Source organism: Methylobacterium sp. CM6257 (assembly GCF_054611515.1).
In genome coordinates this window covers 4,630,443-4,650,229 of the sequence record NZ_CM137735.1, presented here as the reverse complement: position 1 = coordinate 4,650,229, position 19,787 = coordinate 4,630,443, and the positions used below count along the sequence as shown (strand labels likewise).

At 69.1% G+C, this 19,787-nt stretch carries 20 protein-coding genes; 11 read left to right on the top strand and 9 right to left on the bottom strand.

All coding sequences use genetic code 11. The features are described 5' to 3' along the window. Nucleotides 1–1,611: a GMC oxidoreductase gene (locus ACYCO6_RS22615; RefSeq protein ID WP_459763483.1), complete on the bottom strand. Its 1,611-nt coding sequence runs from the start codon at nucleotides 1,609–1,611 to the stop codon at nucleotides 1–3. A gap of 1,451 nt (nucleotides 1,612–3,062) precedes the next feature. Here ACYCO6_RS22615 and ACYCO6_RS22610 point away from each other — a divergent pair. The 4 genes from ACYCO6_RS22610 (at nucleotide 3,063) to ACYCO6_RS22595 (ending at nucleotide 6,927) form a co-directional block, all read left to right on the top strand. After that, a complete protein-coding gene (locus tag ACYCO6_RS22610) occupies nucleotides 3,063–3,650 on the top strand; it encodes a hypothetical protein (RefSeq protein ID WP_459763481.1) in 588 nt (195 codons plus the stop codon). Nucleotides 3,651–4,255: 605 nt separating this feature from the next. Then, nucleotides 4,256–5,944, top strand: coding sequence for a methyl-accepting chemotaxis protein (locus ACYCO6_RS22605; protein ID WP_459763479.1), 1,689 nt, complete (start codon nucleotides 4,256–4,258; stop codon nucleotides 5,942–5,944). Between the two features lie 282 nt (nucleotides 5,945–6,226). Continuing rightward, nucleotides 6,227–6,418: a hypothetical protein gene (locus tag ACYCO6_RS22600; RefSeq protein WP_459763477.1), complete on the top strand. Its 192-nt coding sequence runs from the start codon at nucleotides 6,227–6,229 to the stop codon at nucleotides 6,416–6,418. Between the two features lie 323 nt (nucleotides 6,419–6,741). Further along, the gene (locus ACYCO6_RS22595) at nucleotides 6,742–6,927 is read left to right on the top strand and encodes a hypothetical protein (RefSeq protein ID WP_459763475.1); all 186 of its coding nucleotides are present in this window, start codon (nucleotides 6,742–6,744) and stop codon (nucleotides 6,925–6,927) included. Between the two features lie 372 nt (nucleotides 6,928–7,299). Here ACYCO6_RS22595 and ACYCO6_RS22590 read toward each other — a convergent pair whose 3' ends face one another. The 5 genes from ACYCO6_RS22590 to ACYCO6_RS22570 form a co-directional block, all read right to left on the bottom strand. After that, complete coding sequence (locus ACYCO6_RS22590; protein ID WP_459763473.1) at nucleotides 7,300–7,557, bottom strand: hypothetical protein; 258 nt, start codon at nucleotides 7,555–7,557, stop codon at nucleotides 7,300–7,302. A 98-nt stretch (nucleotides 7,558–7,655) separates the two neighbouring features. Beyond that, entirely contained in the window at nucleotides 7,656–7,862 is a 207-nt protein-coding gene (locus tag ACYCO6_RS22585) for a ribosome modulation factor (protein WP_459763471.1), read from the bottom strand. Between the two features lie 40 nt (nucleotides 7,863–7,902). Then, nucleotides 7,903–9,243 (bottom strand): PQQ-dependent sugar dehydrogenase, encoded by a 1,341-nt coding sequence (locus tag ACYCO6_RS22580; protein ID WP_459763469.1) that lies wholly within the window; start codon nucleotides 9,241–9,243, stop codon nucleotides 7,903–7,905. Continuing rightward, nucleotides 9,240–9,701: a DUF2231 domain-containing protein gene (locus ACYCO6_RS22575; RefSeq protein WP_459763467.1), complete on the bottom strand. Its 462-nt coding sequence runs from the start codon at nucleotides 9,699–9,701 to the stop codon at nucleotides 9,240–9,242. Before ACYCO6_RS22575 ends, ACYCO6_RS22580 begins: the two co-directional genes overlap by 4 nt. A gap of 765 nt (nucleotides 9,702–10,466) precedes the next feature. After that, nucleotides 10,467–10,694, bottom strand: a complete 228-nt coding sequence (locus ACYCO6_RS22570; protein ID WP_459763465.1) for a hypothetical protein — start codon at nucleotides 10,692–10,694, stop codon at nucleotides 10,467–10,469. Nucleotides 10,695–11,058: 364 nt separating this feature from the next. Between ACYCO6_RS22570 and ACYCO6_RS22565 the strand changes: the two genes are divergently transcribed. Continuing rightward, nucleotides 11,059–11,931: an alpha/beta hydrolase gene (locus tag ACYCO6_RS22565; RefSeq protein WP_459773669.1), complete on the top strand. Its 873-nt coding sequence runs from the start codon at nucleotides 11,059–11,061 to the stop codon at nucleotides 11,929–11,931. A 28-nt stretch (nucleotides 11,932–11,959) separates the two neighbouring features. Here ACYCO6_RS22565 and ACYCO6_RS22560 read toward each other — a convergent pair whose 3' ends face one another. After that, nucleotides 11,960–12,454, bottom strand: a complete 495-nt coding sequence (locus ACYCO6_RS22560; RefSeq protein ID WP_459763463.1) for an HD domain-containing protein — start codon at nucleotides 12,452–12,454, stop codon at nucleotides 11,960–11,962. Nucleotides 12,455–12,834: 380 nt separating this feature from the next. On the opposite strand from ACYCO6_RS22560, the gene ACYCO6_RS22555 reads away from it, so the two are divergent. Next, a complete protein-coding gene (locus tag ACYCO6_RS22555) occupies nucleotides 12,835–13,032 on the top strand; it encodes a hypothetical protein (protein ID WP_459763461.1) in 198 nt (65 codons plus the stop codon). 96 nt (nucleotides 13,033–13,128) lie between these two features. Here the strand turns inward: ACYCO6_RS22555 and ACYCO6_RS22550 are convergent, their stop codons facing one another. Then, nucleotides 13,129–13,527: a PRC-barrel domain-containing protein gene (locus tag ACYCO6_RS22550; protein ID WP_459763459.1), complete on the bottom strand. Its 399-nt coding sequence runs from the start codon at nucleotides 13,525–13,527 to the stop codon at nucleotides 13,129–13,131. Between the two features lie 296 nt (nucleotides 13,528–13,823). On the opposite strand from ACYCO6_RS22550, the gene ACYCO6_RS22545 reads away from it, so the two are divergent. After that, nucleotides 13,824–14,717 (top strand): DMT family transporter, encoded by an 894-nt coding sequence (locus tag ACYCO6_RS22545; protein ID WP_459763457.1) that lies wholly within the window; start codon nucleotides 13,824–13,826, stop codon nucleotides 14,715–14,717. Between the two features lie 25 nt (nucleotides 14,718–14,742). Here ACYCO6_RS22545 and ACYCO6_RS22540 read toward each other — a convergent pair whose 3' ends face one another. Then, nucleotides 14,743–15,666: a hypothetical protein gene (locus tag ACYCO6_RS22540; protein WP_459763455.1), complete on the bottom strand. Its 924-nt coding sequence runs from the start codon at nucleotides 15,664–15,666 to the stop codon at nucleotides 14,743–14,745. Between the two features lie 192 nt (nucleotides 15,667–15,858). Here ACYCO6_RS22540 and ACYCO6_RS22535 point away from each other — a divergent pair, with 192 nt between their 5' ends. From ACYCO6_RS22535 to ACYCO6_RS22520, 4 genes are all read left to right on the top strand, one after another. Beyond that, nucleotides 15,859–16,422 (top strand): nitroreductase family protein, encoded by a 564-nt coding sequence (locus ACYCO6_RS22535; RefSeq protein ID WP_459763453.1) that lies wholly within the window; start codon nucleotides 15,859–15,861, stop codon nucleotides 16,420–16,422. A 13-nt stretch (nucleotides 16,423–16,435) separates the two neighbouring features. Next, the gene (locus ACYCO6_RS22530) at nucleotides 16,436–17,065 is read left to right on the top strand and encodes a flavin reductase family protein (protein WP_459763451.1); all 630 of its coding nucleotides are present in this window, start codon (nucleotides 16,436–16,438) and stop codon (nucleotides 17,063–17,065) included. A gap of 90 nt (nucleotides 17,066–17,155) precedes the next feature. Then, nucleotides 17,156–18,241 (top strand): lytic transglycosylase domain-containing protein, encoded by a 1,086-nt coding sequence (locus ACYCO6_RS22525; RefSeq protein ID WP_459763449.1) that lies wholly within the window; start codon nucleotides 17,156–17,158, stop codon nucleotides 18,239–18,241. Next, nucleotides 18,238–19,752 (top strand): DUF2336 domain-containing protein, encoded by a 1,515-nt coding sequence (locus ACYCO6_RS22520; RefSeq protein WP_459763447.1) that lies wholly within the window; start codon nucleotides 18,238–18,240, stop codon nucleotides 19,750–19,752. Before ACYCO6_RS22525 ends, ACYCO6_RS22520 begins: the two co-directional genes overlap by 4 nt. Nucleotides 19,753–19,787 lie beyond the last annotated feature (35 nt).

Genomic DNA, 19,787 nt, shown 5'->3' with positions numbered 1-19,787 from the left:
TCAGGATCTATTCGATCCAAGGTGAGAACCAAGCCGCCGGGCCAGGGCCACAGTCGTCAAAGTCGGGTTCGCGCTGCCAGATGTGGGAAATACGCTTGAGGAAGCGATATAGAGATTGCCAAAGTTGAACACACGGCAATCCCGATTGACGATACCATGATCTGGACTTGAAGACATGCGCGTAGTCCCGATCTGATGATAGCCGTCCAGGGCCTGCGCGGTGACCAGGTCGTGGCGGTAGGCCGGCGCCGAACGATATTCAAGGTGGCCGATACCGGTCTTGCGTAGCGCGTCGTCGAGGATCTCGTGCGAACGGATCACCGACTCGATGTCGAGCGGGAGGAACTTGAAATCGACAGTGAGGTCGTCCGGGCTGCGAGGATCGATGTAGATCCGGCTGTCGTAATCCGGAACTTGCTCGGCGTGATAATCGAGCGCGTACCTGCCGCCTGCGTTGAGGAGCAGGCGCGGCATGTTCTTGATGCGCGTCTGAGCCATCAGGGTTGCGACACCGATCGCGGTCTCCGCCGGAGCGTTCAGCATGTTCTGCACGTGCTTCCATCCAGAGGCGGTGCGCCGCTCCGGCGTCCTTGCGGGGGCGGCGGCTGGCGGCTTCCGTCCTGGAAACGGCGCGATCATCGATCTCGCGAGGCTGACGGCAGAAAGGGCGCCGTTTCGGTGTCTCGGGTCCGCCATGTCCGGCGAGCGCAGGACAAACGCCGTGTTGAGGAGCCTTTTGTCCGACCGCACCTCGGCGCGAAGCTTGATCCGGCGCTGCTTCCAGACATGGCGCCCGTCGCTGGAATAGAGAAACGCGGCAGCCTCCGCCGGACGCCGGAACACGAGGGTAGCGATGACGCCGCTCAGATGGCCCATGTAATACCGGCCCAGCGGCGGCCGGCCGTTGCCGAAATGCTGCGGTCGATCGGCAGCCAGCTTCATGAGCATCTGCGTCGTGGCCAGGCCGCCCCCCGCAAGGACGAAATGGCCGGCATGGATCGTCCTGCGTCCCGGTGCACCGACGGTCTCCGCCGCGGCAATGCGCGATCCGCTCTCGTCGCAACGGAGCGCCGCGAGCGTCGTCTTCAGGAAAACGTCGATGGTTCGGGATTGCTGCAAAGTCTCCTTGTGCAGGAGCCCGATGTTCGGTTGCGCGCCGATGCGGTGGTACTGGGTCAGATCGAGGATGTCGCCCGGGCTTGTATAGCGGTCTTCGAAATCCGCATGTCCGTTCAGGCCCAGGAAGCGTGCCGCCTCGCGGTACCACTCGGCCATCTCCGCGTAGGAGATCGGCCAGGCGGCATCGCGGTCCCACCATGGATCCGCGAAATCGGCCGGATCGTACGGGACACAGGTGCCACCCCATGCCGACGACGTGCCGCCCAGACCGGAGCGCAAGGTCAGGTCGGTGCTCTCGTGAGCCCGCGGCGCGAGATTGGTGATCGACAAGGCGGCGACCGGACCTGGCTCGAGCCCCCCGGCCTCCAGAAGGGCCACCGATTGACCGCGCTCGGCACAGGCCAGGGCGACGGCGAGGCCCGCCGGGCCGGCCCCCACGACACAGACATCGTAGAGCCGGTAGTCGCGACCCGGGCCGCCGGGGACAATCATTGAACCTCCTTCACCATGGCATGGCCCCGCTGGTCAGCAAGCACGATGCCGAGATTGTGGGACGTGGCGAGTGCAAGGAGCGCAGTCTATCGGGCTACGCCTGTGCACCGGTGCCCGCGTCGGATCCGGGCTGCCGGCTGGCACACGCGACATCTGATGTTCACGCCGGCTGGTCGCGTCCATGGATCGTGCTGCCAATCGGTCCCCCTCCATGCTGATGTCGCGTTTGTGAAGTGGCGCTCCGCCGCACCGGGCCAAGGGGCCTCGGACCATTGAGGTGATCGGTGAAACCGGGCCGCATCACTTTACCCGTCCTCCGACGGCGTGCATCGGGCCTCGACGACCCGTTGACACCGCCGAGGCAACTCACCCCAGGGGCGGCGATCCAGCCATCGTGTGGTGGACCGGCTTGATCGGGATGCGAAGGCGCCGGGAGGGCGGTCGTGAGATCCTCGTCCGGACCAACGTGCCCATCGGCCTGTATCCGCCGCCGTCTGGACGGTTCGGCGAATATGAATATCGGCGCGCCCGACGGAGTCGCTCCGGACACTCCGCAACGCGAAGTGTGGCCCAACTGCCGCCGGATTGTCTCTCTATCGCGATTCTGCGTAGTTAGCCGGGACGCCGGACGGGGGACCACCCGCCGCGCCGGCTCGTCAATGCACGTGAACTCTCGGCAACCAGGAGGTCGCTATGGTTGTACTGCGGATCGCGGTCCTGTCCGGCTGCGGGCTGGCATTGGGAGGTTGCCTGTCCGCTCCGCAAACCGCGGGCGTCAGCGCGACCACGACATCGTTGGCGGTCTCCGACGCGGCTCTGCCGCCCACCTCGGAGCCGGGCCGCCCCCTGAAACCGGGTCTTGGCCGAAACCGAGGGGGCGTGAACCCGAGCGCCGAGCTGACGTCGTCGATGCGTGCGCGGGTTGCATGGGCGCCCCTGCGCCCCGACCAGCTCAGTCAGAAGCCCGCTTTTGTCACCCCGTCCGCGAACCTTTCCGGGTCCGACCCGACGGCGGCTCCGGCCGGTACGGCGAGCGTCACGCCCGCGGCGAAGAGCGACTTCAAACGGGGCTCCGCGCCACCTGCCCGCAACAGCGAGGCTGCCTTCGATCGCCTGGAACGGGAGAGTCGGCAAGACGCCAAGCCGATCTGCAGCGGTTGCTGATCCGCCAGAACATGAACCGGCCGACGGCAGAGGCGGCGGTTGGCCTACGGCCACCGCGCGGGCAACCGGCGGCGACTGCATGCGCCTGAGGAAGGGGTAGGCTCGGTTGGGCCGGCCTCTACAATGCAGGCATCGGAATTGCCCGGGCGTGAGACTGGTCTGTCGTTCGGCGTCGGGGGCTGAATTCGGGGGTTTACGGTTTGGTTCGCTTCACCTCGATTCTGGCCTTGGCCGGATCAGCGGCACTCATGACGTGTGGGCCTGTCCGGGCCGCATCCGATATCACGATGGCGGCGATCACGACCGGCCGGCTTTACGTGGTCGGCACGACCGAGCGTCCGCACACTGCGGTGACGCTCGATGACCGCTTCCGGACGGAATCGGACGATACGGGCAAGTTCCAGTACGAATTGGTCTATCATCCGGCCCGCTGCATCGTGTCCGCCGTGATCGAGGGGAAGGCGCACGAAGCGGTCGTCACCAATTGCGGCCAGCAATGCCAGCCCGGTCAGGAGAACCTCGGCGCGACCGCACCCTCGGCGGCCGTGGCGCCGCTCCTGCCGGCCGCGGTGCAACCGGCCGGGAAGCCGGCAAGCATGGGAGCGGCGGCGCATCCGGAGGCCAAGCCGCCCCTGCCAGCGCCGCCGGTGCGGACCGGCGCGGCTGCGCCGCCGACACCGGCCAAGACCAAGCCCGCCGCCAAACCGTCCCCCGAACCCGGCAAGGTGGTCCAGCCCGCCCGCACTCCGCCGCAGAAGGCGGCTCAGCATGCGACGCCACAGGTTAGACCCACACCCTCGCCAAAGCCGGCTCGCAAGCCCCGCCCGCCTGCGGCAAGCAATCCCGACGACGCCGATCCTCCCATCGCGGATTGACGCGATGCGCCTCGCCGACGCATCAGGGGCCGAAGGCGTTGCGCCTTAATCAAACGAGATGCTCGACTCATCGGCGCCTGTCGATGTCTCGGTCCCGACGGATCAACGCAGCCACCACAGGCGGTGGTTTCAGCGAGCGTGGAAAAATGCCGGTCACCGCCCAGTAGGCCTTCTCATGCCGACACCTCGTTCAGCCGGTCGAGGCCAGACAGGCTCGCGCCAGCCCGATTAATATACTGATGAACATACGTTAGAAGTCGATGTATTCAAATTAATATTATAAATTTCGGCAGCTAACGCGGCATCTCGCCGTGAGCACTGTGAAATAACTGATTCATGCAAATAACCTAAAGGCTGTTGCCGTTGTGCGCGCGGTCGGGCGCCGTGGCCCGGACCTAGGGTGAAGGGCTCGCCGCTACCGCACGCCGAGGGTCCCTTGCAGGAACTGCCATCAAGCGGATGTCGCATCCCGCACGCGCGAACGATCGAAGACCCGGCTGCGTCGACGCGCCGGGACCAAGTGGCAATTAGAGGTTGTTAAAAACTCATCTGTAATCGTGCAGCCTGCAGCCACGGATTTTTTATACGGCTGCTCAGAGGCCGCCGTGTCGCTACAGACCGTTTCAATCCGTACAAAGCTCGTGATCGCCTTCTCGCTCCTGACCGTCTTTGTGGTCGGGCTGGGCCTGCTCGGGCTCACCAGTACGCGCAAATTGCGCGAGCAGGCCCTCGTGATCGAGACGAACTGGCTCCCGAGCATCAGGACGCTAGGCGAGATCGACACCCTCACGGCACGCAGCAGCGGCCTCCTCCTGCGGCACACGCAAGCCACCGATCCGGCTCTCCTGGCCAAGATTGAGAAGGATATGGAGAGCTTCGACCGGAAGCTGGCCGACCGTACGGCCGCCTACCAGGGGATGATCAGCTCGGCCGAGGAGCGGACGCAGTTCGAGATGTTCAGCCGCGAATCCGGCACGTTCAGGGCGGTTCGCGACGAGGTTGTCGCCCTCTCGCGTAAAGGGGAGAAGGCACAGGCCTATCAGCTCTACGAGACGACAGGCCTCGTTCCGCGCCGTGCAGCGTCCGTGGCCCTTGAGAAGCTAGTGACGATGAACAATGACGGGGCACGGGACTCGCAGGCGCAGAGCGCCGCCGTCTACGAGGAGACCCGCACGGTGATCCTCATCGCGATCGGGCTCGCCCTGGCACTCTCCGCGCTGTCAGGTGTTGTGATTGTCCTGGGCGTGACCCGTGGCATCGGCTCCGTGGTGCGGCCGATGCAGGCGCTGATCGCCGGCGACCTCGCCGTGGACATTCCCCATCAGGGCGCCAAGACCGAGATCGGCACCATCGCGACCGCCGTGCAGGTGTTCAAGGACGGCCTCATCCAGAAGGAGACCCTGGAGGCGGAGACCGCGCAGGCACGGCTCTCGGCCGAGGAGCAGCGCAAGGCGGGCATGCGCCACCTGGCCGACCGGTTCGAGGCCGCGATCGGCGGCATCGTTGGCCAGGTCTCGGCCTCCGCCACCGAGTTGCAGGCCACCGCTGGGTCGATGTCGGCCATGGCCGGCCAGACTTCGGCACAGTCGGGCGCGGTCGCGGCCGCCGCGGAAGAGGCGGCCAGCAACGTCAACACTGTGGCGGCGGCCGCCGAGGAGCTCGGCTCGTCGGTCCAGGAGATCGGCCGCCAGGTCGACGGCTCGGCCGAACTCGCCAGGGTCGCCGCCGGAGAGGCGGATCAGACGGCTGCGCTGGTCCAGGAGCTGAGCGGGGCGGTGGCGCGCATCGGCGATGTCATCGGGCTGATCTCGTCGATCGCCAGCCAGACCAACCTGCTGGCGCTCAACGCCACCATCGAGGCGGCCCGCGCCGGTGCGGCCGGGCGCGGCTTCGCGGTGGTGGCCTCCGAGGTGAAGGCGCTCGCCGAGCAGACCGCCCGGGCCACCGAGGAGATCTCCGGCCAGATCACGCGAGTTCAGGGGGTAACCGGCCAGGCGGTCGGCGCCATCGGCACGATCACGGCGCGCATCCGCGAGATCAACGGGGTGGCGACCTCGATCGCCGCGGCGGTCGAGGAGCAGGGCGCGGCCACCCAGGAGATCGTGCGCAACGTGACCCAGGCCGCGCAGGGCACCGACGCGGTGACCAGCAACATTGCGGGGGTGGCGGGCGCGGCCGAGGAGACGGGGGCGGCGGCGAGCCAGGTTCTGGGCGCGGCCTCCGAGCTGTCGCGCCAATCCGAGCACCTCACCGCCGAGGTCGGACGCTTCCTCGCCAACGTCCGGGCTGCGTAGGCCGCAGGTCGACGCCGACGATCCATCCCGTATATCGCGCCCGGGGCTGCCGAGGTTTCGGCGCCCCGGAGATCCTCCGACGATCCATCCGGACCAGCCCGACACGACGTTTCAGACCGGTTGAGCCACCGCGCATCTGGCGAGACCTCAGCGCCGATGTCCCAACGCATTTGAGACCACTTCCTCAGGACTGCTTAACGCCAATCACCGTCGGGAGCTGGCTCTTCCTGGATTGCGAGGCAGATTGCCGGAGCGTTGCTCGGCTTGTGCTTGGGTCCAGCGGTGTTCAAGGCATTGGCGTTCCTGGCCGGTCTCGGATCGGCGACTTGCGGCCTCCTGTTCGTTCGTGAGGTCCTTTGGGCGCTGTCCAGACAGGCAGCCATGGGCGAAGACCGGCTCGGCCCCATGATCGCGCTGCTCAGCTTCAGCGTGAGCTTCGGCATCGTCGCGATTCTGCTTCTGCGCAGGCGTTGACGTCCGCCCGTGAGTAACCGCCTGCCGCCCAAGTGTGCAGGAACACGCCGGCCCGGAAAGCTTGGGCGTACATCAGGGCCATGCCGCGAACACAGTCGCGGACCCGGTGGAGACTTCCCATGACCCTCGCTGCTCGCATGACCCTGGCCGCTGCCGTCGCCGCCGCCACGGTTGCGGTTCTGGCCGGCACCTATGTCGAGGCCCTGGACCGCGCCCTGCCGATGCATTTCGTCTGATGAGCGTCGACGCGGACTGAGTAGCGCCGCCCGCCGGTTGGCCGTCCTCGCGCGACGGCCCCGCCGGCAGCGGGCAGGAGATGGCTGATGAACAGCGTGCTGCATTCGATGATCGATGGCGCCGTTCGGATCGCCGACGCGCTGGACGATCTCCTCGCCGAAGCCGCCCTGGGCTTCGGTGCCGCCGCCCCTTTCGTGATGGACCGGGGCGACGATCGTGCGCCCGAACGGCCCTGCCTGTCGCGGCCGAGCGAGCCCGGTGGTCGGCCCTGAGACGGACAGCGTTCGGGCGCCTCGCCAGCATGCTTCAGCTGGTAGTGGCTTGGGCCACGGATCGGCCCTAGGCCCGGCAGCTGGGATTTACGGCTTCTGTGCGCCGGGAGCGGATTGATCCGTCGGGGGCTCGGACTTGGCGGCGTCAGGCTTTGTGGGCGCGTTGTTCTGTGCCTGCTTGTCGCCGCAGGCAGCGAGCCCGAGAAGCACGAGCCCGAGAAGCACGAGCCCGAGAAACACGAGCCGGAGAATCGCGACGAGGCTCGTGGTCTCGGCGCTACTCCTCCGAACGGTTCAACGGCACAGTGTCGAACGCTCACTCCGCCCGGCACGATCCGAGCGGGGCATTGCGATGTCGCTTTCAGTGCTGCGTCAGCGGCTCCCGGCACCCGGCTTGGCGCCGGAGCCGGCATCGTTCGGGCCCGTGCTGTTCATGGTGCCGGAGCGGCTCAGTGAACCGGTCGACGGGCCGCTTCCCTTGGCCCCAGGAGTCGAACCCGAACCCGCGTCATCCGGGCCGGTTTTGTTGGCCGTGCCGGACCGGCTGGTCGCGCCGGAGGTGTTCTCGGCGGCCAAGGCGGGGACGACGGCGGCGAGCAGGCCGGCAACAGCGATCGTGATGAGCTTCATGGCGTATCTCCCTCTAGCCGACAGTCGGATCCCGCGGGGCTGCTGTCAGTCTCCTGGGGAACTCCACGCCACCGGGGCTGTTCCTGCGCCCGCCCGGTTCAGGATGAGGCGGAGCGATCGTCACTGACCGCCGAGGCAGGCAAGGTCTCGCGCGCCTCCTCGTCGGGCATCCGGTAGCCGCGCTCCCAGGTGCGGTGCGCGTCCGATCCCGCAGGGTAGGGATTGGCCGTGATCGGATCGCCACGGTCGCGGGCGTGACGACCTTCCTCGCTGATGGCGGTGGGTGAACGGGATGATATCGTCACGGCTGACCTCCAGCGCTCGGTCCGCTTGATCGTGACCGGCTCAGCGGATGACCGGGGCCGGGCCGGCCCGCGACTGCGAGTTCGCGCCGGTCACGCGCCAGACCGTGCCGCCCGCGTCGTCGGCGATAAGGAGGCCGCCATGGCTGTCGACCGCGAGGCCCACCGGCCGGCCACGCGCCTGCCGGTCACCGGTGACGAAGCCGGTGACCACGTCCTGGGCCTTGCCGCTGGGTTTCCCGTTCTCGAACGGGATGTAGACCACCTTGTAACCATTGAGGGGATCGCGGTCCCAGCTTCCGTGCTCACCCACGAAAGCACCGCCGCGATAAGTCTGCGGCAGAGCCGTCCCGGTGTAGAAGGTCATCCCGAGCGGTGCGACATGCGAGCTCAGGGAATAGTCGGGCATGATCGCCCGGCCGACGAGTTCGGGGCGCTGCGGCATCACCCGCGGGTCGACGTGGTTGCCCCAGTAGCTGTAGGGCCAACCGTAGAAGCCGCCGTCCTTCACCGAGGTCATGTAGTCGGGCACGAGGTCGGGTCCGAGTTCGTCGCGCTCGTTGACGACGCACCAGAGCGTCTTGGTCTGCGGCTCGAACGTCAGGCCGTTCGGGTTGCGCAGGCCGGTGGCGTAGAGCCGGTGCGCGCCGGTCGCCCGGTCGATCTCCCAGATCGCGGCCCGGTCCTTCTCCTCGTCGAAGCCGTTCTCAGTGATGTTGCTGTTCGAGCCGACACCCGCATAAAGCTTGGTGCCGTCCGGGCTGGCGGTCAGGCTCTTGGTCCAGTGGTGGTTGATGTGGCCCGCCGGCAGTTCGGTGAGCTTGACACCGGGTTCCGTGATCTGCGTCTCGCCCGCCTTGTAGGGATAGCGCATCACCGCGTCGGTTTCGGCGATGTAGAGATCGCTGCCGACGAGCGCCATGCCGAAGGGCGAGTTCTGCTTGTCGAGGAGGACGCTGCGCTGCTCTGGCACGCCGTCACCGTCGGCATCACGCAGCAGGGTGATGCGCTGGCCCGGCGTCTCGGGCGAATGCGATTTCCGCTCCAGCCAGCCCATGATGATCTCCTTGGGCCGGTTGATGGGCGGGTTGGGTCCGCCGCTCTCCGCTATCAGGATATCGCCGTTCGGCAGGACCAGCATCGACCGCGGGTTCTTCAGGCCGGTCGCGAGAGCCTTCACCTGGAGTCCGGCGGCGACCTGCGGGGTCTCGCCCTCTTTCCAGCCGATCGCGCTGGAGACGTGCATCGGGGGCAGCAGGTACTGATGGGGCTCAGGCAGCGGCGGATTCGGCCCGATCTGACTCTGCGGGTCGATGGGATCCGGCCCGCAGGCGGAGAGCGGCAGCAGGACGACCGTGGCCAGCACCCGTCGGAGGCGCGTCATGCCCGTTCTCCCATCTGCACGCCCACGCCATGGCGATGAATTAAGGTCGCCCCGCTCCAGCCGGTGACCAGCAGAATCAACACCACGAGAGCGGACAGGATCAGCCCGGTCGGCACGACCGAGGTGTACGCGTCGCGGCTGTGCACGAAGACATTGATGATGCTGAGGACCAGGGCCAGGGCATTCCCGGCCGCATGGATCCAGGCCGGACGCAGACGCCGGATGCCGCGATCTCCGAAGAAGTCAATCAGGCCGGCCAGCGCCGCAAGAGCGGAACCGATCAGCCCCACGCTCAGGAGCCAGGCAGAGAAGTTCGCCCACTGCATATTGGCGGTGAACCAGTAGGCAATGTCGGTCACCAACGTCCCGACGAAGCAAACGATCGGGATCGGAACCAGCATCGGATGGATCGGGTGGCCGGCGATCCGGGCGGTGGATTGCGGGTTGGTCTGGGGCAAGCCGGTATCCTCGCCACGAACTCTGGTCGCGCGGCCCCCGTTCTACCGCGCGTGCCCACAAAGGTTCCCGGGTAGCCGTGCCGCTGCCGGGGTTGTGATCCCGAACAACCCGCCGAACCTTGACGCAGGAACGAGCGGATCCCGGGAGCGCCGACGAGGAGTCGAGGATGTCGGGAGCGCGGAACAGCTGACACAGCCCGGCGGAGCGAGCCCTCGCCTGCGATTGTACCGCCGATGTGGTCGAGGCACTCGCCCGGCGGCACCATCGGCCACGCGTCCATGGCGCGAACGGTGGCAACATCGGCCTCGACGTCGAGACCGTACGGGACGCGCTGCACGGAGTACCGGGGACCGTGTCCGGCAGCATGCCGATGCGCTGAAAGGCCGGGATCTCGCGGTGCCGGCCTCGGTTTAACAGAGGCCTGGCCCTCCGAGGAGCGATTGATGCTGGACGAAAAGCTTTCCGGTCCCGACCTGCCCGAGCGGCCAGCCATCGGACCACAAAGCCCCAGTCCGGCATCGCGGAAGGATGTAACGACCGGCCTAGCCTCGGCGCAGGGTGCCGGGCCGGCTCAGCGCTGGTCCACGCGGCGACTCCTGACGGTACCGGGACTGGCGCACGGGCGGTGTGGGTCGACCTACAGCTAGAGCGCGACCTCCCTGCGACGCGAAGGGGGCCGGCGTGCCGCATCGGAACGTCTTCGCGGACGGTGCGCGGACCCTGTGCGGGTCGCGTACCGTCCTTTGTCCCGGAAGTGCGACGGTTCAGTGCGACCGGTCGGTCCGATCCGGCGCACGACCCTTCGTGCTGTGCGTATGATCGCTGTCGCGCTCGCCGCCCCCGCCCGAGACATGGGACTTTGAGTCGCTGGTGGCGCTGCCCGGTTCCGGCCCGCGGTGCTCCGCGACGTGCGGCTTCGAGGCATCCTGATGGCTGCTGCCCGGCCCGCCGTGATGGCGGTCGGCAGCCGGAATTTTCTTCGATGTGCTCATACCGATCCTGCTCATGCGCGATCGGACACCGCGCGCCTGAATGGTACGGCCGCCGGTCCGCTTTCGATCCGGAGAACCGGCGGGCCCAGGTCCCGATCGCAGATGACAGGCCAACCCGAGGGTTCGCAGCGTGTTCCGTCCGGTACCTCGCGCACGCCGGCCGGGAACATGGCGGGATGGCCTCCATTGAACCGATCGAGCTCTGCGGAACTGGATGGTGCGAGTGGGGGCAGGTGTGCGCCATGCGGCGTGGACGGCCGGAGCGGCCGGGCTCCTGTCCCTCGGACTGGTCGCCTGGGCCCGAGCGTCGGGCGTTAGTGTCCGTGCCAAGCTGATCAACGATGTAGCGCTGCCATTGAGCGGTATGAAGCGCCGGGCGCGCGACGCCCGAAGCCTGCACGACGATATCGCCCGGCATCGGCGCGTCGAACCGGCCCGACCGTCGGCATGCCTGCACCGCAAGTTCTTGATCAAGGAGACCGTCTGGTGCGGGGCGCAGGTCTTCACGATTCGGCCGCGCACCGCCGGGTCGGGGACGACGATCCTCTACCTGCATGGCGGCGCCTGGGTGTTCGACATGCTCGTGGCGCATTGGTGGATCGTCGAGGCTCTCGTCGACCGCACCGGCGCGCGCGTGATCCTCCCACGCTATCCGCTGGCTCCCGAATGTACGTGGCGCGACACTTACGCGTTCCTCGATCGGCTCCTGAGCACGCAGCTCGCCACGGAGCGGGACCGGCTGATCGTGGCGGGCGACTCCGCGGGCGCCTGCCTGTCGCTCGGGATCGCGCAGCGGATGCGTGAGCGGGGCGAAAAGCTGCCGGCGGGCCTGGTGTTGTTCTCGCCCGCGCTCGACCTTTCGCTGTCGGATCCGCGAATCCGCGCCATCGCGCCGCACGACCCGATGCTCGCCCTGCCGGGGTGCCGGGAAGCGGTACGCCTCTGGGCCGCCGATACGCCGACGGACGATCCCCGGATCAGCCCGTTGTTCGGCCCCCTCGACGGTCTGCCGCCGGTGGTGGTGTTCACCGGCACCCGCGATCTCCTGCACCCGGACGCGCTGCGACTCCGGGATCGCCTCGCGTACCAAGGGGGTGCGGTCGCGCTCTTCCGTTACCCCGGCATGTGCCACGTCTTCGTGGGCACCCCGACCCCGGAGGCCCGGCAGGCCCTGGACGAGGCCGGAGCGTTCATCCGGGCCTGTGCACCTGCGAACCGAACTCGGATACGCCCGTGAAGGATGGCAGGTTCGCCAGGCCCACGCGTCATCGCCCTGTGTAACCCGCTGCCGCCGCAGCGTCCTTCAGGCGCGCGAAGGCGGTGGCGTAGCGTTCCTTCAGAAACGTGGCGTTCGCCGGAATTCGGGACGGACAGAGATTGTCCTCGGTATCCGACATCTTGATCAGGATCGCCGCAAGGTTGCCCGTACCGATCAGCGCGCCGATCCGCTCGGAATAGGCTGTCCGGGATATTGGCTTCGTGAGGATGGTCACCGTCCTGATCACGTCCGGCTCGAAGCCGGCGGCGCGCAGGTCCGCGGCTGTACGCGACGTGTCTTCCAGCACATCGTGAAGCAGCGCGGCCTGCATCACTCGCATCGGGTCGATGTCCAGCCCGTCGACGAGTCGCGCGTGACCGGCTCGGGCGAGGGCGGCGTTGGCGACGCGTTCGAGGTGCCGCATGCAGGGCTCGCCACCCTTGTCGAGCTGCCCCGCATGCGCGGTGAGGGCGAAGGTATGGGCATCGAAGATCGTCGGCACGCTGCCCTCCCGCGGAACGCGCCGGACCAGCCTTGGATCGGGCCGCCCGGCCGGCGTGCGCCTCCTGACCCGACCTGGCGCGGCCCAGCTTCGGCCCCCGACCTCAAGAATTCGCGGCCGCCGCGCGCCGTTCCCGGAGCTTCGCGGCGCGCCTGCTCTGCTCGCGACCCGCGCTCCCGGCCCGGAATTCGCAGCCTACCGCATTTCGGTGATGCCGAATCAGTGCGGTCCGTCGGAAAGATATCGTTGGCAGCACTATTGCCCAGCTCGCAAGGCATCGCCATTTCTTGTCTCATACACGGACAAGCGGCGCATCGCAGTCTAGGAATGAGCCAATGGCGTCCGTTGCAATAGAGAAGCCGCTCGATGTCGGAGGCCCGATGAGCCGCCGCGCTGCGGCTCTGGCCAACGCGAAATGGTTCCGCGCTCTCGCTTGGCGAACACTGCGCGACGGCGGTCCGCAGGCCGAATTGCGGGCCGCCAATGCCCGTGCCGCTGCCCGGATCATGCTGCGTCAGGCCAAGCGGGAGGCTCTCGTCGCCCGCATGGCGCGCGAGGCCTTGCAGGCGGACCTTTAGCGCGCGGCGCATGCGTCTGCGCGATGATCGTCTTGCAGCCTCTCGGCCGGAAGCGGCGCCGAGCCGCCCCCGGCCGTCCTGTCCGGCGTGTCCCGATCAGCGCTTGAACTTGCCCTCGTACTTGAACTCGGGTGCCGACTTGAGCTGGTCCTTGCTAGCGCCGATGATCGCCTTCCATTTCTTGGCATCGGCGTCGTAGCCGAGGGCGATGGAGCTGGGCGAGACCGCCACGTAGCGCTCGCCCATGCCGAGGAAGCCGCCAACCGAGACGATGTAGCCCGCGAGCTTCTCGTGATCGATCACGAGGTCCTTGATCTCGCCGACCGTATTGTTCTGCGCGTCGGTGACGTTGAGCCCGATCAGGTTATAGCTGAGCACCGCGTCCTGCGGGACGGTCTCGAATTTCGGGGCCGCGGTCGGGGGCGTCTCGTTGGCGGCAAGCGCCGGACCGGCAAGGGCAGCGACGGCGAGAGTGGCGAGGACGAGGCGGCGCATTGCAATCTCCAGGAACTCGAGTTGGGTCGCTGGAAATGGGAGTTGCCGCTTCATCGTTCCGGCCCGGCGCAGAAATGTAAAAGCGCGGAACATGGAACCTTCTTGAGCCCGGCGGGCTGTCCGGCGCTGCGTGCAGACCGACCCGAGCGCAGCGGACCGGCGGGCGCCAACCCGCTCCCGAAAACCGTACCGGTGGACGGTCAGGACAGATCGGCCGCAAGCTCCATGATCGTCCCTGGCCCTGCCTCATGGCGGGCGGCATGCCTGCCGCGGGGATTCGGTTCCGGGAGAGATGTGTGGCGAAGGGGCTTGGGGCGATTGAGGCGACGGGCGGCGGCGCCGCGAGCGCCTGGGCCGACGGACTCATCGGCATCACCATCTTCAGTGCGTCACTGGTGGCAACCCGCCTCGCGCTGACCGGCATGGATGCGCTGTTTCTCAGCGCGGCGCGGGCGGCCTTGGCCGGCCTCGCGGGGGCGGGGGCTCTGCTCGCGCTACGGCAAAGGCGTCCGCAACGCGGCGATATACCGGCGCTGGCGATCGTGGCGGCGGGAGTCGTGGTCGGCTTCCCGCTCCTGACGGCGCTCGCCCTGCGGACGGTGGGTGCCGCGCATGGGACGGTCTTCCTCGGCCTGCTGCCGCTCGCCACCGCCCTGTTCGGCGCGCTCCGCTCGGGTGAGCGCCCGTCCCCGGCATTCTGGCTGCTGTCGCTGCTCGGCGCCGCCGTGACCGTCGGGTTCGCGGCGCGCGGCCTCGACGGGCCGCCCGGACCCGGCGATGCCTTCATGCTGGCCGCGATCCTCGTCTGCGGCCTCGGCTATGCCGAAGGTGGCGTCCTGGCGCGCCGGCTCGGCGGCTGGCAGGTGATCGCCTGGGCGACGGTCCTGTCGTTGCCGGTGAGCCTGCCGCTGGCCCTGCTCCTGAGCCCGGCCGAGCCCGCCGCGATCCCGTTGCCCGCCTGGGCCGGTCTCGCCTACGTGGCGCTCTTCAGCATGCTGATCGGCTTCGTGTTCTGGTACCGGGCGCTGGCGCGCGGCGGGATCGCGGCAATCGGGCAGCTCCAGTTGCTGCAGCCGTTCCTCGGCCTGGGTGTCGCAGCGCTCGTGCTCGGCGAGCGCATCGAACCCGCGATGATCGGCGCGGCGCTGGCGGTCGCGGCCTGTGTCGTGCTGGCGCGGCGCTACGCTTGATCCAACGCGGCGGCGCGGAGAGGCGTCAGCCCGACTTGGCCACCACCTCGATGTCCCGGTCGAGCCCGCTCTCGACCTTGAATTCGCGGGTGTAGACCTGTCCGTCGTGCCGGGCGATCAGGACGTAGTCGCCCTCGGCGAGGGTGACCTGCGGGAAGGCGCCGATCGCCTCGCGGATCGTGTCGCCGCCGGGCGTCAGGACCGAGAAGGCGGTGCCGGCGAAAGCCTCCGCGCCCGGCGCGGCGACGAGCTTGAGGGTCACGGTGGCGGCGCGGTGATTGAGCGTCGCCTCCGTCACCTTGCCGTTCTCGACGCGGAGATCCGCCCGCTGGATCGCGTTCGATTCGCCGTAGGTCGAAACCACGTGATACGTGCCCTCGGGCAGGCGCAGGAGTTCGCCGGCCTTGATCCCGGAGCGCACAAGCCGCCCTTCGGAATTGGTGCCCACCGGCACGAAGACCGAGAATGTGACTTGGGCCGGCGGGATCTTCTGATCTCCGACCGCGCCGGCGAGCTTCAGGGCGCCGGCTGCGACCCGCAGCGTGTCGGTGGCCGGCTCGCCGCCCATCACGATCCGCTTCGAGGCGCTGGCGAAACCGTAGGTCACGGTCGCCACGTAGGTTCCGGGAGCGAGGGTGAAGTGCGGTTCTGCATCCGTGGACCGCGCCACGATCGCCGGGCGCGTCCCATCACCGCGATCCTCGTAGATCCGCCACGCTAGTCCCTGGCGCAGCGGCACACCGGGTCCGGACAGCAGCGCCGACAGGGAGAGCTGGGCCTCCGGCTCGGCCGGCGGCATGGCAGGCGGCAGGTTGGGACTTGTGATCGACGGGGAGGGCAGGGGACCGCCGAGGCGGTTCTGGAACAGGTCCTGCTGCGCGATCGCGGGAGCGGACAGCGGAACCGTGAAGAGAATTGCCAACGCCGTGGCGGCAAGCCTCGTGCGCATCGGTCAAGCCCTCTCGTCCCTCGCTTCGGCGCACCGGCCGCGCTGCAAGTCCGCGCGGGGCCAGGCCGGCCCGGACGGCGGATCGTCGAACTCTGCCTCTGCATCCGGACCATGGCGGCGGCAAGGCCGCTCTTCCACCCGCGGCCCCAGCATGCCACATCCCGACCGGGACCCGATACCGGGACGGAGCGCATGACCGCCACCCTCGATCTCCTGAAGACCCGCCGCTCGGTACCGCCGCCGCTGCTGGACGGCCCCGGTCCGGACCGGACACAGCTCGAGGCCATCCTAAAGGCGGCCTCACGCGTGCCCGATCACGGCAAGCTCGCGCCGTGGCGCTTCATCGTGATCGCCGGCGAGGCCCGCGAGCGGGTCGGCGAAATCATCGCCAGGACGTTCGCTGCGGACAATCCGGATGCGTCCCAGGATCGCCTGGCGCAGGAGCGCGGCCGCCTGACGCATGCGCCGGTGGTCATCGCCGTGGTTTCCCGCGCGGGACCACACGTGAAGATCCCCGAATGGGAGCAGGTGCTCTCAGCCGGAGCCGCCACCATGAACCTCGTGATCGCCGCCAATGCCGCCGGCTTTGCGACCTCGTGGCTGACGGAATGGTTCGGCTATGACCGCCGCGTGCTCGACGCGTTGGGCCTGGCGCCCGCGGAGAAGCTCGCGGGTTTCGTCCATATCGGCCGGGCGCGCGAGGTGCCGTCCGACCGCCCGCGGCCGGCGCTCGACGAGATCGTCACCTACCTCTGAGGGGCTCTTCGCCGTGTATTACGATCTCGACGTCCCGCGGGCGGCGCGCGCGCTTCCGCACAACCCGCTCAAGGCCATCGTGGCGCCGCGGCCGATCGGCTGGATCAGCGCCATGAGCCGGGACGGCAAGCTCAACCTCGCACCCTACTCGTTCTTCAACGCCGTGGCGGAGAACATGGTGGCGTTCTCCTCCTCGGGCCGCAAGGACGCGATGACCTTCGCCGAGGAGGGAGCCGAGTTCGTCTGCAGCCTCGCCACCTGGGACCTGCGCGACGGGATGAACGATTCCTCGGCGCCGCTGCCGCGCGGAGAGAGCGAGTTCGCGTTTGCCAACCTGGAGACCGCGCCCTCGCACAAGGTCCGGCCGCCCCGGGTGGCGGCCTCGCCCGCCGCCCTCGAATGCCGGTGGCTTCAGACCGTGCCCCTCGTGCCGCTCGGAGGCGGCGAGGCGGAGAACTTCCTGGTGATCGGGCAGGTGGTCTCGATCTACATCGACGAGCGCTACGTGAAGGACGGGCTCGTCGATACGGCGGCGATGCATCCGATCATGCGCGGCGGCTACTTCGACTACTTCCACGCCACTGCCGACACGCGGTTCCAGATGCGCCGGCCGAGAGGGGCGGGCGAGTTCACCGGATCCTGAAAGCGGACTGTCCTCGTCTTCGCCGATTGAGGACTTATTTACCATGCTGGGCGCAGGTTCGGGCCGTCTTCAGCCCCCGTGCGCGCCCGGATGTTCCTGTTCACCACGCCGTCCAGCCCTCCGGAGAGCCCGCCGCCATCGGCGCGGGCGATGTCCGGGACGGCCGCTTCCGCGCCGGTGGTACAGGCGATCCGCGACGGGGCGATGGCGAGCGGCGTCGGCTTCGATTACCTGCTCGCCACGGCGCGCCGGGAATCCGCCCTCGACCCCGCGGCCAAAGCCGGGACCTCCTCGGCCACCGGCCTGTTCCAGTTCATCGAGCAGACCTGGCTCGGGGTGATGAAGAATGCCGGCCCTCGCCTCGGGCTCCAGGCGCAGGCCGACGCCATCACCCGGCAGCCGGACGGCACCTACGTCGTCCCCGACGCGGGACAGCGGCAGGCGATCCTCGATCTGCGCCGTGACCCCAAGATCTCAGCCACGCTCGCCGGCGCCCTGACCCAGCAGAATGCCGAAGCGCTCTCCGGGGCCCTCGGCCGGGAGCCGACCGCGGGCGACCTCTACGCGGCGCATGTGCTCGGCGCCAAGGGCGCGGCCGCCCTGATTTCCACCGCCCGGGCCTTTCCCGAGCGCGCCGCAGCCCTCGACCTGCCGGAAGCCGCTGCCGCCAACCGTGGCCTGTTCTACGACCGGGCGGGCCGGCCGCGCACCGCGGCCGAACTCTATGCCAGCCTGTCGGCGGCGGCCCAGGGTGCTGCCGCCACCGACCTCACCGCCCTGCGCCAGGACGGCGCGCCGATGACGCAGGCCGTCTCCGCCTATGCGAGCACGGCGACGGCGTTCGGCGGCACCAGCGACCTGCGCAGCCTGTTCCAGACGGACCAGCGCGTGGCGGCCTCAGACGCCGCGGCGCGGCTCCGGCAAACCCGCAACGCGGCGCAGCCGGCGCCCCGCGCAGCGCCGACCTACTTCCCGCGCTCCGACGGGGAGCCGCCCGTGCAGAGTGCCGCCCAGGATCCCGTCGTCACGGGCGCGCTTTCCGAGCCGGCGGTGACGGCCCCCGGCACCGCCCTCGCCAATCCACCTCTGCCGCCACGCCGCCCGGCGGAATTCGCGGCGGTGAGCCCGAAGACCGGCGTCAGGAACAGCCTGTTCGCCCCCCGGAGCGGTCCATGATCATCCGCGAATTCCTGGCCTGGACGCAGAACGCCTCGGCCGGAAGCCGGGCCGAGGCCACCACGGCCCTGGCGCGGGCCTATCTCTACGGCGGCCTCACCGCCGACGAGGCATGGGAAGCCAAGACCGCGCTGCTCACGCTGCTGGACGACCCGTCGCCCCTGGTCCGCCGGGCGCTGGCCGAGACCTGCGCCGCCTCCGCGCGGGCGCCGCGCCCCCTCGTCGTGGCGCTCTCCTGCGACGTGCCCGAGGTCGCCCGGCTCGTGCTGGCGCGATCGCCGGTCCTGACGGATGCGGACCTGGTGGATGCCGCCGCGCTCGGCGACGAAGCCACGCGCGCGGTGATCGCCGCCCGCCATCATCTGTCACACGCAGTCTCGGGCGCGCTGTCCGAGATCGGCGAGCTAAACACGCTGGTGGTGCTGGCCCGCAATCCCACCGCGAAGATCACCGCGGGCCGGATGCTGCGCATGGTCGAGCGTATGGGGCAGGAGGCGCCCCTGCGCGAGGCGCTGCTCGCCCGGGCCGACCTGCCGCCGGAGGTGCGCCACGCGATCGGTCTCGCTGTGGCGCAGGCCCTGTCGGCCTTCGTCACAACGCGGGGCTGGATCGGCCAGGAGCGCTGCGACCGCATGAGCCGCGAGGCCGGCGAGCGGGTGGCGCTCGAGGCCTGCGAGGGTGCCGGGGCCGCCGCCGTGACGCGCCTCGTGGCGCATCTGCGCACGAGCCGGCAGCTCACCGCCGGCCTGATCCTGCGCGCCGTCTTGTCGGGCCGGACCGACTTCGCCCAGGCGGCCCTCGCGGACCTGTCGGGCCAGAACCATGCCGACGTCGCCCGGGCCATGCGGGATCCCCGGACCTTCGCCGACCTGCACGCACAAGCGGGCCTTCCCGACGCGCTCCTGCCGGCGATGCACGCCGCCGTCTCCGCCTGGCAGGATGTCGCCCGACGCGCGATCCCGGTCCGCGGCGCCGGACTGTCGCAGCGGATCATCGAGTGCGCCATCGCGGCCTGCGACGCCCTTCCGGCACCGGACATGCAACCGATCGTCGCGCTGCTGAACCGCTACGAGGCCGAGGCTGCCCGCGACGAGGCCCGCGAGGCCGCGCGTGCGATCGCCGCGGAGGCCCTGGCGCGAGAGAGTGCACGCCGCGACGCCCAAGCGGCGGATGCGGCGTGGCGGGCCGCCCTGGAGAGCCAGCGCCGCACCGCCTTCGAGTCTCCGGCGGACGAGGCGGAGACCGTGGTGATTGCGGTCGCAGCTGAAGACGCCGAGGGCGGTGAACCGATCAACCCGGTCGGGGCGATCCTGGACGCGCTGCCGGACCAGATCCTGGCTTGGTACAGGACGGAGGAGCAGCCGGTGGATCCGGAGGCGCAGTCAGCCACCGACGCCGTGCTCGACGGCCTCGGCGAGAGCCTCCTCGACCATTTCCGCGCCAGCCGCGGCCTCGCCGAGCCGGAGACGGACGGGAGCGCACCGGACAAGGTCGTGAAGATCGCCGCCTGACGGGAGCCCGGTCTCGGGGACGGGCCTGTCGCGGA